Below are 12975 nucleotides of genomic sequence, written 5' to 3' on the forward strand. Positions count from 1 at the left end.
ATAAATTCTAGTCAATTTTCTCAATCATTAGTTCGGATGTACTAAATAGATTCGTTTCTTTGGGGTGTGACAGTTCTGGGTGCGGAATGTGGGCTGTAACCACCAGCCGCCACTTTCTCTTCTATATAAGTCCGCATCGTGTCAGGGAGAGATATATTTATACTTTTCACTGATACTGCTTCCCTAATTTTTCCTTCATAATATTATTCTATGGCAGTTTATGCCATTTATTGCCATATTAGGCTCAATTAGCAAAAGTGAATACTGAAAAGCGATACCTGCGGCGGGCTACGACTACCTACTCTCTATCAAAAATTACTTCTACACTTGTTGTCTGTCGTTACTCTCGCACTGATTGATCGAGCTTATCTAACGCTTCGCTCAGAGCTTGACGACAAAACTCTGGATAATTGTCAATAGCTTTAATTTTTTCAGCCATTGACTTAGTAACTCGAATAGCAATCCGCTCTGTTAAAGGCTCATCTCTATCAGTTTTAAATCCATATTTTTTAATGTCTGGGTTGCCTTCAGGGTTAGGCATTTTTTAAGTATTGTGAATGTAAAGTGCAATCAATTGGGCAACACATTGTATGCTTAAATTTGGCGAGTATTTCCCCTAGAGAAGTTAATACCCGCCAATGTCCACTTTTAGCAAATAGACAATTCTATTTTATGTTCACAAGGTCAGAACTCGAAATCAAAACTACTCTTGAATTACATGATTTGTGTCATAGGTACGGGATTAAGCCTACAGGAAACCCAGGTTACAAGACGAGCTTCATCGTATCTCTAATGGCATTTCCCCAACTCGCACTACAGCAGATGAGACAAGGAAGGGGATTGAAGACTCCTGACTTTAACACTATCCAGATAATAAGCACTGCAATTGATGAAATGGGTTCACCTACTGATGAACAGTCAGCACTCATCAAAATCACTCTTGAGGGAAGGAGAATGAACTATCCAGACAGATACGATCAAGAGAAACTGCTAGCTTTGCACATGGCTAAGATGAAACTGGAGCAAGTGATAGGACTGTTAGAAATGCAATAACTCTTCACTAACTCTTTAGACTCTCTTCATTCACTTGAGGGGAGTTTTTTGTTAGGGTATACCCCCAATCTCTGGGAGCGCTGATACCAATTTCAGAACCCAGAACCCACTTCCTAGACCCCTATATCCCTAAACTCTTTTTCTCTACGTACCAGCATTTGATAAGTTAGTACATAATCTGAAACAATAACAGTTAATACAAAAAGGGGATTACGTTGAGTCACAATCCAGATGCCATAGCCCCCCACGGTGGACAGTTGGTTAACCGTATCGCCACACCAGAACAAAGAGCGGAGTTTCTCTCAAAAGCTGACTTTTTGCCGCGAGTGCAACTTGACGATCGCGCCGTTTCGGATGTAGAAATGATTGCGATCGGTGCTTTTAGTCCGCTGACGGGTTTTATGAACCAAGAAGACTATGATCGCACTGTCACAGAAATGCGATTAGCTAACGGTCTTGTGTGGTCAATCCCGATTACACTATCGGTAAGCGAAGAAGTAGCTTCCCCGTTACAAGAAGGCGGCTTAATCCGTCTGGATAACTCCAGAGGCGAATTTATCGGAGTTTTGCAACTCACCCAAAAATATAACTACGACAAAACCCGCGAAGCAATCAAAGTCTACCGCACTGATGATGTCAATCATCCCGGCGTACAGGTACTCTATAACCAAGGTACTGTACATCTGGCGGGTGATATTTGGCTGTTGCAACGCGAACCTCATCCCCAGTTTCCCACTTACCAAATCGATCCAGCGGCCTCACGGCAACTATTTCAAGACAAGGGTTGGAAAACCATCGTCGGCTTTCAAACTCGCAACCCCATTCACCGCGCCCATGAATATATTCAAAAGTGCGCTTTAGAAATTGTTGATGGTCTATTTTTGCACCCATTAGTCGGGGCGACAAAAGAGGATGATATCGCCGCTGACGTGCGGATGCGCTGCTATGAAATTTTGCTAGAACATTACTACCCCTTAGACCGGGTAACTTTGGCAATTAATCCCGCCGCAATGCGCTACGCTGGGCCTCGTGAAGCCATATTCCATGCTTTAGTCCGCAAAAACTACGGCTGTACTCACTTTATCGTCGGACGGGATCATGCTGGTGTGGGTGACTATTACGGCACTTACGACGCACAGTATATCTTTGATGAGTTTGCGCCAGGTGAATTAGGCATTGTGCCGATGAAATTTGAACACGCTTTCTACTGCACACGCACTAAGCAGATGGCAACATCTAAAACCAGTCCCAGCCGCCCAGAAGAACGCATTCACCTATCAGGGACAAAAGTTAGAGAAATGCTACGGCGCGGTGAGTTACCTCCGCCAGAATTTTCTCGCCCAGAGGTAGCAGCAGAGTTGGCGCGGGCAATGCGGATAGAAGTGCCGGCATAATTCGTAATTCGTAATTCGTAATTCGTAATTAAGACTCCACTGATGAATTTTTACCAGAAATTATGAATTATGAATGAACAATTATTTGGTCAAGAAGCAAGCAGCATAAACTGTAACTTTACAATACAGAGTTCAGCCCTGTAAGCTGCTAACTGATAGCTGAGGGCTGATAGCTAATTATGAAACGGCGCACGTTTTTAGAGAGAATTGGCTCAATACTCGCGGTATTGGGGATAACTGAAGCTGAGTGGTTGTCTTTGGGAAATCGCTATTATCAGGCTTTGGCACAACCCAGTCCGCGCAAATTGGCGTTACTAATAGGTATTAACCAATACCCAAAAATTCCAGCCCTCAGTGGTTGTCTGACGGATGTCGAACTACAAAAAGAGCTTTTGATTCATCGTTTTGGCTTCCAACGGTCAGATATCCTAACTTTAACTGAGGAAGAAGCCAGCAGGGAATTGATTGAGGCGGCTTTTTTGGATCATCTGGGTAAGCAAGCTAAACCTGGTGATGCAATCGTCTTTCACTTTAGTGGTTATGGTAGTCGTGTCAAATTAGAGACATCACCAGATATAAGGCAAAATGCTCTGGTGTCAGCTAATTTTATTCAAAATTCACAAAATGAGAAAATAGTCAACTATATATTAGAAGAAACTCTACTGCTATTATTGCGATCGCTCCCCACAGAACGAGTCACAGCAGTATTAGATACTAGCTATTATGCTCCTAACACAGTCTTAGGATTAAAAATTCGTGCCCTTCAGGAATCAGTAGATGTAAAGCTAGCAGCAGAAGAAATTGACTTTCTCCAACAACTCAAAACTCAGAAATTACCCAGCACTCCGATTGTTTTAGCGGCTACCTCAGAACCAAAGCAGCCAGCAAGGGAAGGACTTTTTTCTGGTTTTAGTGCTGGGTTATTTACCTACGCCTTGACGCAGTATTTGTGGGAATTCACCCCAGCCACCACAATTCAAGTTTCCCTTTCTCATGTAGAAAATTCTCTATCCAAATTGGGTAGCAAACAGCAACCAGCGTTATTAACTAGTCAGAAAAATCAACATCTAACGTCTCTACAGCCAGAGAGTATCATTGGTGCAGAAGGCGCGGTGACAGCTATTGAAGAAGACGGCAAAACAGTCCATCTGTGGTTAGCAGGATTACCGCCACAAGTGCTGCTATACTACGGGGTGAATTCTCGATTTACCCTAGCAACAACAGAAGAATTAGTATTGCGATCGCGGACTGGATTAACAGCAAAAGCCCAAATTTCCCAAATTGAAGGTGCAAATTCCCTACAAGTCGGGCAACTCGTCCAAGAAGCAGTCCGGGTTTTACCCCGAAATGTTAATTTAACCATAGCTCTAGATACTGGATTGGAAAGAATTGAGCGGGTAGACGCGACAAGTGCCTTCGCTGCATTTTCCCATATCTCCACTGTAGTAGTGGGAGAAAAACCCGCTGATTATGTATTTGGTAAACTACAGGAAATCCCTAGTCGTTATAGTCTATTTTCTCTCGGTGGCGAACTAATTCCCAATACCACGGGGGAAGTAGGAGAAGCAGTAAAATTAGCCGTACAAAGGTTAGCGCCAAAATTATCAACCTTGCTAGCAGCCAAGTTATGGCGACTCACAGAAAATCAAGGTTCTTCTCGCTTGGCTCTCAAAGCAACCTTAGAAATAATTAGTAATATATCGCCTCGCGTTGTTATGCAGCGCGAAACAGTCCGAGCTTTTAAAACTGAAACTCCGATCAAAAAATCAGTACAGACGCGATTAGCCGCGTCTCTCCCTACACCGATTGTCCCTATCGGTAGTCGAATGCAATATCGAGTGGAAAACCAGAGCGATCGCCCAGTATATTTAATTGTGCTGGGGTTAAATAATAATCATACAGCGATCGCCCTCTACTCTTGGGAAACTCCCCAAGAACCAAACACCGACGACACCAAGTCCCTCCTCAAAGAAGTCGTCATCGCCCCAGGTGAAACCCTTACCTTACCCCAAACTAATGGTGCTTCCGAATGGGTGATTTCAGGGCCAGCTTTCTTTTGCGAACAACAACTAATTTTTAGTACTACTCCCTTTACCGCAACTCTCGCCGCTTTGAACGCTGCTAAATATTCCTCAGCCGAACAACGGACTATTGGCCCATTATTGAATTCCTTAAACATTGCACAAGCCTTGCTCCAAGACTTACATCTTAAAACGGAGATAAACGGCACAGCAGCCGACTCATATATCTTGGATGTGAATAATTGGGCAAGTTTTAGCTTTAGTTTTCAAGTGGTTTGACGAATCCACTGCACATTTTTTCTAAGTACAACATTTCATTAATTCATAGCGAATTAACTTTGGGGACTTCCAAATAAAAAAATAATCAATCGCTTTGGGGAGACTTGGGAGATATATTGCTACCTTGTCCCCCTGCTCCTATTGGATGCAAAAATTGAGTAATTTAATTTCTGGATATCCCTTGGCAAAACTCTGCGTACCTACCCTGCGGGAAGGCAAAGTGCCTATGCGTTTACCTCTGTGTTTCTCTGTGTTTCTCTGTGTTTCTCTGCGTTTAAAAAGTTACGAACTTATGCAAAGGGCAAAGGGGCACAGGGGTAAAGGGGGGAAATTTTTAGAAGTGGTAGTTTGACTGTAAACGTTGCTCCCTGTTCTTTACCTGGGCTATCTGCGTGAACAGTACCACCATGCAACTCTACCAAATGACGGACGATCGCTAATCCTAGTCCTAATCCACCATAAGTTCTAGTGTTAGAACTATCAGCTTGACGAAAGCGATCGAAGACGTAAGGAAGAAAGTTAGGATTAATCCCAATGCCTGTATCAGTTACCTGAATTTGGGCATATTTATCTGTTGTCTGTTGTTTTTCTTGGCCGCTGACTACTGACAATTGCACCTCTACCCTTCCTCCGACGGATGTAAACTTAATAGCATTGGATAGCAGATTCCAGACGATCTGTTGCAAGCGCTCAAAATCACCAGCAACTAAGAATTGAGAATTTTCGCCAAGACTACTTGGGGATTGTGCTTCTGGAGATTCGAGATTTTCATGATTGCTTTCTAATTCCCCATTTGAGTTTGGCGTTTCTTTGGAGGGAATAATGGAAAATCTCAAATCAATTTCCTTAGACTGGGAGGCGAGATTAACAGTCTGAATGGCTGACTCAATTATCGGAACCAAATTACAAGTACCGACATTCAGGCGTAACTTCCCTCTAATCATCCGTGATATATCTAGCAAGTCTTCAATTAGCTGGGTTTGCGCTTTGGCATTGCGCTCAATTGTCTCTGTAGCCCTAGCCATTTGGGTTTCACTCAGCTTGCTTCGTTGCAGCAATTGCGCCCAACCCAGGATGGCATTCAGGGGCGATCGCAACTCATGAGACAATATCCCTAGAAACTCATCCTTCATCCTATTAGCGTCTTGCAACTGCTCAGTTTGTTGTTGCAAAGAAGCAATTAAACTCGCCCGTTCCATTGCGATCGCGATTTGGTCGCATACTGCTTGCATCATCCCCTTTTGATTGTCGGTGAAGCTTGACAGAGTGCGGCTGCCAAAAGAAAGAGTGCCCAATAGTCGTCCTTGGGCAATCAATGGATAGGCATAATAAGCAGTAATATTTAAAGAGCGAATCAATTCTGTTTGCGGGTCAGTTGATTGCTGCACATTCTCTATAGCTATTGCACAACGTTCCTGGGCTGCATTACCACAAACCAATTCACCATAAGCCAACCACTCAATTTCTTTCGCCATCTCCGGGGAAATGCCACTGTAAGCCCCCAACTGCATTCGCTGAGAGTTATCCTCAACCAAATAGTTAAAGTAAACATCTAAATCAATTTGTTCTGAGAGTTTTCGGTAGACGCTATCGATTAGTACTACTGGTTGCTGACTCGATAGTAAATCGTTAACTGTGTCGAATAGTAGCTTTAGCCGTTTGTAACCTAACGATAGTGCTTTTTGTACCTCTTTGAGATTGCTAATCTCTTGGAATACCAAAATACAGATAGATGGATGACCGTGCATTGCTGGCAAAGTATCAGCAAATACTAGTAGAGAGCGCACACCACCGGGAGTGTGCCAGTCTACCTCCAATCCATTCAGACGTTCGCCAAGGGCAACCCGCACTCCTGGCATAAGTTCATTAGGGATGCGATCGCCAGCCGCATCTGTGTAGTGGTAGACTGTGTGATAATCTGCTGCGGCTACACCTTTAGGAAATTCGCCCCCAGCTAATTCGTCAGCAGAGCGATTGGCAAAAGTTACCCGCGCTGTTCCTGGTTCGATAAACAGCAACGGTCTTGGCATCAGATTTAACACATCTTCTAGCCATTTTTGCTGATTTAATAGTACTTCTTCTGCCTGTTTGCGCTCTGTAATATCTAAAAATGCACCAACACTTCCTCTAGTTTTACCCTCTTCGTCAAACAGAGGTGCAACATACTGCAACAGGTTGACGATTTTACCATTGTCATGGACGACATCAACTTCAAAATCCACAACTTCAACACCATGAGCAGCAGAATACTGCATTGGGAGTTCTTCTGTGGATAGTTCCCTGCCTTCTCGGTAGATTTTAAAGCTTGTCGGTTTTTCGCCCAAGGGAGCATTTGTATCTGAAGATATTCCCAACTGCTTGGCAAAAGAAGGGTTGACCTTGATATTTTGGCATTCTGGATCTTCAGCAATACCAATTCCAATGGGAATTACCTCTAACAAAGTTTGTAACTCAGTAATCCGGCGTTGTAGATCCCTATTTAGTTGTAATATTTGTTCCTTAGCCTGTTTTTGTTCGCTAATGTTGCGAGTCACAGTTGCTAAGGCAATTGGCTGACCTGTGTTCTTATCTGTAACAGTAAAGATATTGTAATCAACTGGTATTGGTTGACCTGTTTGGAGGTGGCAAAAGCAGAATTCTCCCTGCCAGCGTCCTTGTAATCGCACAGTTGGCAGTATATGTTCTTGAAAATAGGCTTTGTCTTTGGGCATGACGTAATCTAATACTGCTTTTTGCCCCACTTCTTCTAGGCTTGCAAGCCCGACCAGCTTTTGACCTGCATCATTTATATAGAGTAATTTACCCTCAAGGGTGGCAATACTGATAAAATCAGAGCTATTTTCTACTAACGATACTAATTTTTGTTGCTCTGCCTCTGCTTGCTTGCGTTCGCGTAGCGCAGCTTGCTGTTCGCTTAAGTCGAGAATAAATGCTACTGATTCTTTTCGGTTGTCTCCTAGCAATACGTAACCAATTAAAACAGGGATGCGGCTACCATCCTTGCGAATATATTCTTTCTCATAAGGTGTACAAGCACCGTTGGTGTTGCCTTGTGCTTCCGTAAAACCTCGTTCATCCAAGTCTAGATACTCTGGCGGGGTGATATTGCTCCAACTTAACTTACCTGCTAACAAGTCTTCTCGCGTGTAACCAATCATCCTGAGAAATTCGTCGTTTGCCTGCTGGATATTGCCATACACATCACCAAACAGAATACCGATGACGTTAGCATCGACAAAACTCGCCAGTTTAGCTTCGTAGGTTCTCAGTGCTTTTTGAGCGCAGTCGCGTTGATAGCTGAGGCGTTCAATAACCCTGGCACTTTGCCAAATCAAAATAGTAAAAATTACAATCAGGACGATGGCAAATACCGATACTGCAAAGGCCGGATCGTATTGTCCTGCTCGTTGACCTTGAACAATTATCCACCCTAATATAAAAGGTATTGCGATCGCAGCAACTAATAAACGACGTGCAAGTAAGCCACCGTCAGTATCACTTGTAACTACCGACATTAACCCCTGTTCTGCGCGCACCCACAAAATGCCTATACTTAGTAATATGAACAACCCCGCCGTATGTAAGGCCATTGATGTTGTATAAGGGGCAAGTCCATAGAGAACTTTTACTTTGTAGGCATAGCCCATTAGCGCCTGAAAAGAAATTAAAGTCGCAATCAGAGCCAGAATTTGGGCATACCAATAACTGCGGTGGTTTTTTGAATGAATCAAAATCTGTAGGGCTACACTCACCAGCATAAAGTTTAGTGCTGTGTTCACCCCCATTCGCCCCGGATATGCTGTCGCTATACTAATTGGCGAATCACCAAACACCAGTTCATCAATGCCGAGATTCCAGCCAAACAGATATTGACAGAGTGTGAGTGCTGCAATTGCGGTGACAGCGATCGCACATACCTGAGAAATTAGTAGAGTTATTGGGGTCAAAAGACCCTTTTGGGAATTGGAGGGAGTGGAACTGTGGGGGTAATTTTGAATTATTCTTTCTCCCACACTTCCGTGCTTCCCTGCTTTTGAAAATAACCACAGGGATAGACCACATAATATAAAACACAGCGCCGTATTGACTTTCATTGTGGCAGGACTACCGGGAAAGCCGCGCTTGAAAACTTCAATGCCAAGCCACCAGCCAACTAGTACTAAACCGCCAACCAAAATAGGGATTGCACTCGCGATTTTTGCCACGAGTGAATTTGTCGGAATTTTTAATATATCTTGCAGCCGCAAGCGGTTAACATTTAACATTGAGTGTTCTCTAACCGCATCTATCTAGCGTAGTAAACTCCCGTATTTCTTACGGGTTAATCATTTATATCCTTTGTATTTTAGGCTACCTTTTGACTAATTTTTCATCTACCTGTGTGCATATTTTTTCTTGCACAATTTATAGTAGGAAGTAATAGTGGCTCAAAAAACAACCTTTGAGAGGATTTCAAAATTGTCGAGTATCCTCAACGTAACTTATATAGTTTGAGATTTTGGGTTGAGGTTTTGGACTTTAAATATAAAGATATACAATCTTATTTTAATAAAAATATAAATTCCCCATAAATATATCATCATAATTTTCAGTTGAAATGCTGAACACTCGTGACATAAATTAAGTTAGCAATTGGATATTTCTCAGTAAAAATACATTAAATAAAGAGCTATTTGAATATACAAACAAAAGCCCAATTACAGATTGACTTTGCTAAAGGATAACTGCTAAAAATTAACAAGTGACACAGACATATTGATAAAAAAATACTGTCTGAACTATTTTCCCTACTTAATGACTCCTGAGATGAAAACGTTTTTTTTCACTGCTTTAATTGCCGCTACAGCTACCTTAACTGGATTAATTTCTAAAGTAGAAACTGCATCTGCTGCTGATTTTAGTTGGAATAGTTCTTGGACTCAATCAACAGTATATAGTAAGTCTCAAACTGGTTTTAACGACGTTCCTTTTCAACAATTTGTCCAAGCAGAAAGCGCTGCCTTGCCAAATAGCGGACAATTTAAATTAGACCCCAGTAAATTAAACCTAAAATACGACCACGATGTTTCTGTTTACTTTATCAATGAAGGTGCTTCTTTTAGAAACCAGTTAGCCTTCGATGCCGCAGGAACTACTAACAAGTCTGGGCTACTTTTTAATGATATTTCTTGTGAAGGAGCCGGGTGTGTTGGTGACTGGGGCGGTAATGCACTAAAGCTGGGTGATGGGGTCAATATTGGTAATATTACCGCAGGTACTCAACTCGACTTCTGGTTGAGAGCTGATGGTTTGAGCCGTGGTACTTATGCCAATATCTATGGTACTGACACTGCCTCTAATGCGGATGGATTACAGCACGCAGTTGCCTACGCTTACAATAATTACATCCTCTTGGCATTTGAGGATTTATACGGCGATTTATACGCTTCTGGGGTAGATTCTAAAACTGGTAAGTGGAACGAAGGTTCTGACCGTGACTTTAACGATGTTGTCGTTGTTCTTGATATCGGCGAGGCAAATGTTAAAGCGTTAATTGGTGCTAGTGTTCCTGAACCATCTGTTACTCTGTCAATGTTTGCGGTGGGAGCAGTTGGTATGTTTGGATTGCGCCGCCGCCGTCAAACTCGCACTTCTAACTAAGCTTTCAAATGTGCTTAAGATAGTGTGCATTTAGTTTCATTGGAAAACGACAGGTGATTGATTGCATTTTCACCCGTATAAGAAGTGTACGGGTGAATTTACGTTTGTAGTAGTATTTATATTTTATCTACCGCGATCGCGTTCTAAATCATCAATCACTTTTTGCAAATACCACTCGTCTGACATCCCAGGATGGTAATTCTGTTTTTGCTGAATCAATCGTTCGGCTATTTCCCAGTATCCTCCAACCATTCGCAAAATTCGCTGGCGTAACAAGTTATACTTTTGTTTTTTGGACTCTGGACTAAACTTCTGGGTTTTTTCTAGGCTACTTAAGACTTGTTGATAATTTCCCCAGTCTTCTTGTTCACAAAAGATACTCGCCGCCCGTTGATAATCTTCCACGGCTTTTTGTATTTCTTCTAAGCAAGTATAGGCAATGCCGCGATTGTAGTAAGCTTGAGCATCATCGGGGTTGATTTGCAGTGCTTGGGTGTAATCTTGAATTGCACCAAGATAATTGCCTGTTGTTCGATAGGCATTACCTCTGGCAATATAGACTAAGGCATCTTCAGGCTGTATCTGGAGTGCTTGGTTAAGGTCTGCGATCGCTCCTTGATGATCTCCCAATATAGAACGTGCTTTACCTCGGTTACGATAGACAATGGCATCTTGAAAGTTTAGCCGCAATGCTTGATTAAAATCTGCGATCGCTTCTCGATAATTACCCATTTTATAACGCACAACTCCACGACAGCAGTAAGCTTGGGCGTCTTGCGGATCGGCTTTTAATAACCAGTTTAAATCGGCGAGTGCCTCTTGGGTATCTCCTTTTTCCGCCTTTTCTAATAGTTGCGTGAAATAATCATTGGTGGATAAAATTGGCGCACTTATAGAATGTGATTGCTCAAGGACTGGTAATTCTTTGGGTTGTAACTGTTTAATTTGTTCCAGACACCGACGACAATTCTCTTTGTCTTGTTGCTCTAAATATAGTTGTGCAGCTTTTTTAAAGTTAGCGATCGCATCTTGAATATAACCCTGTTTGCGCCGTACCATCCCCCGCAGATTATAAGCAGCAGCATAATTGAGATTGAGACGAATAGCGCGTTCTACATCCTCCAACGCCCCCGGCAAATTTTTCAGCGCCACTCTTGCTAATCCCCGACAATAATATGCCTCTACACTCTCAGGATTCAGCTTCAAGGCTTCGGTATAATCTGAAACAGCCTTCAGGATTGCTCCTGAGTCATAATGTGCTAAACCCCGTTGCAAGTAAGCTTCGGTAAAATAAGGTGTCAGTTGTAAAGCATGGTTAAACTCTTCAATTGCTCCAGCGTAGTCTTTTCGCCTAGCCTTTTCCAATCCTCTATTGTAGAATTCGTCATTCATAGCATTTGTTTGGTTGATTCAGTTAGTTGAATTCCAGCAGGCTTGTTTTGTAGTCTAACTTATGCGCTCACACTTAATATTCTAAGTATCCAGCGTGGCTTTGCTGAATTTCGGATTTTTGATGAAATAAAATAAAATAGCTGTCGGAAGGGCTGTATCAGTATGATTATTTACAATTACAAACAAAAAATAGGGGAAATGAATAGATTCAATTCCCCATATCTCGTAGATTATAAAATATTTCCAGATTACTAAAATTATTCCGAAAGTAAGCTAGGAGAAGTCAGTACAAAAACATCCCTACTTCCTTGAGCATCAATCTGTGGTTTTATCGGAGTAGTAAAATGGAAAAAATCATGATCGTTGACTAATAAGAGTTCTCCCGGATTTAGAACTTTGCTAAACACAGGCTTTTCTCTTTTGGCAGTATACAGATGTGTTTCTCCACCTTGAATATTATCTCTATCTACTGAAAATATACCAATAAAATCAGTACCATCTTGATGGATACCTTCAGGTGCAGGATTACCCAAATTATCTGCCGAACAAATAGTTCTAATTTGATGAACTCCAATTTCCGCTTCTGGATGAAGTTTACAAAAATCACTAAATGCCAAGACAAGATTTCTAAAAATATCAAGTTCTATGAGTGCATCGTCTAATTCTGCAAACTCTCTTTTTATGTCACCTACTAATGGATTATATTCTTTACTTTGATAAAGGTAGCCATGAGGTAATTTGATTAACTGATTTCCAAAGACTGTGAACCTAGATAATCTTCTGGAACGATAATCGCCTTTGATATAAGGGTCAATAGGCATATTACTAAAAAATGACTTGAAACCTTCTGGATTGAGCGAATTTACTTTTCTTAGGGTAAACAAAAAAGCATATTCTAATTCCGTTGATGTCCACACCTCTTGCATAGGATTTACCTCCTTGCACGTTGAAATTCTCCCGGATTTTTTATGGGAGGCTGATAACACTTAGTATATGCTACTTTTTGTTAATATGTTGTCAATTTGACTACAAAATTTGACAATCCATGATATGTAAAATTACTCAAATTTTTTGAGAGGGCAAAGTAGCTGCTGAAAGGATTTACCATACTTAGTTTTGAATGCTAAGTGCTGAGTTCTGTTAGCGGTAGCGGGGCGTTTAGCCCGTGCTGAGTTTTGAGTAAACATACTAGTACA

General features: G+C 41.8%; 9 protein-coding genes. 4 read left to right on the plus strand and 5 right to left on the minus strand.

Annotation, left to right across the window (positions count from 1 at the left end):
* Window positions 1–41 precede the first annotated feature (41 nt).
* Entirely contained in the window at window positions 42–170 is a 129-nt protein-coding gene (locus tag V7L31_RS01845) for a ribbon-helix-helix domain-containing protein (protein WP_334694681.1), read from the minus strand.
* Window positions 171–340: 170 nt separating this feature from the next.
* Window positions 341–541 (minus strand): hypothetical protein, encoded by a 201-nt coding sequence (locus V7L31_RS01850; RefSeq protein WP_334694682.1) that lies wholly within the window; start codon window positions 539–541, stop codon window positions 341–343.
* 131 nt (window positions 542–672) lie between these two features.
* On the opposite strand from V7L31_RS01850, the gene V7L31_RS01855 reads away from it, so the two are divergent.
* The 3 genes from V7L31_RS01855 (at window position 673) to V7L31_RS01865 (ending at window position 4747) form a co-directional block, all read left to right on the plus strand.
* Window positions 673–1053 carry a hypothetical protein gene (locus V7L31_RS01855; RefSeq protein WP_292872777.1) on the plus strand — a complete coding sequence of 127 codons (381 nt, stop codon included), beginning with the start codon at window positions 673–675 and terminating at the stop codon, window positions 1051–1053.
* A 215-nt stretch (window positions 1054–1268) separates the two neighbouring features.
* Entirely contained in the window at window positions 1269–2447 is a 1179-nt protein-coding gene (gene sat / locus V7L31_RS01860; protein WP_334694683.1) for a sulfate adenylyltransferase, read from the plus strand.
* Between the two features lie 179 nt (window positions 2448–2626).
* Window positions 2627–4747 carry a caspase family protein gene (locus tag V7L31_RS01865; protein WP_334694684.1) on the plus strand — a complete coding sequence of 707 codons (2121 nt, stop codon included), beginning with the start codon at window positions 2627–2629 and terminating at the stop codon, window positions 4745–4747.
* A gap of 290 nt (window positions 4748–5037) precedes the next feature.
* On the opposite strand, the gene V7L31_RS01870 is transcribed toward V7L31_RS01865, so the two are convergent.
* Entirely contained in the window at window positions 5038–9012 is a 3975-nt protein-coding gene (locus V7L31_RS01870) for a PAS domain S-box protein (protein ID WP_334694685.1), read from the minus strand.
* Window positions 9013–9553: 541 nt separating this feature from the next.
* On the opposite strand from V7L31_RS01870, the gene V7L31_RS01875 reads away from it, so the two are divergent.
* The gene (locus tag V7L31_RS01875; RefSeq protein ID WP_334694686.1) at window positions 9554–10387 is read left to right on the plus strand and encodes a DUF4114 domain-containing protein; all 834 of its coding nucleotides are present in this window, start codon (window positions 9554–9556) and stop codon (window positions 10385–10387) included.
* A 123-nt stretch (window positions 10388–10510) separates the two neighbouring features.
* On the opposite strand, the gene V7L31_RS01880 is transcribed toward V7L31_RS01875, so the two are convergent.
* Window positions 10511–11779, minus strand: coding sequence for a tetratricopeptide repeat protein (locus tag V7L31_RS01880; protein WP_334694687.1), 1269 nt, complete (start codon window positions 11777–11779; stop codon window positions 10511–10513).
* A gap of 257 nt (window positions 11780–12036) precedes the next feature.
* Window positions 12037–12705 (minus strand): 2OG-Fe dioxygenase family protein, encoded by a 669-nt coding sequence (locus V7L31_RS01885; protein ID WP_334694688.1) that lies wholly within the window; start codon window positions 12703–12705, stop codon window positions 12037–12039.
* Window positions 12706–12975: the final 270 nt, after the last annotated feature.

Source organism: Nostoc sp. (assembly GCF_036916655.1).
In the GTDB taxonomy this organism is placed as follows: domain Bacteria; phylum Cyanobacteriota; class Cyanobacteriia; order Cyanobacteriales; family Nostocaceae; genus Nostoc.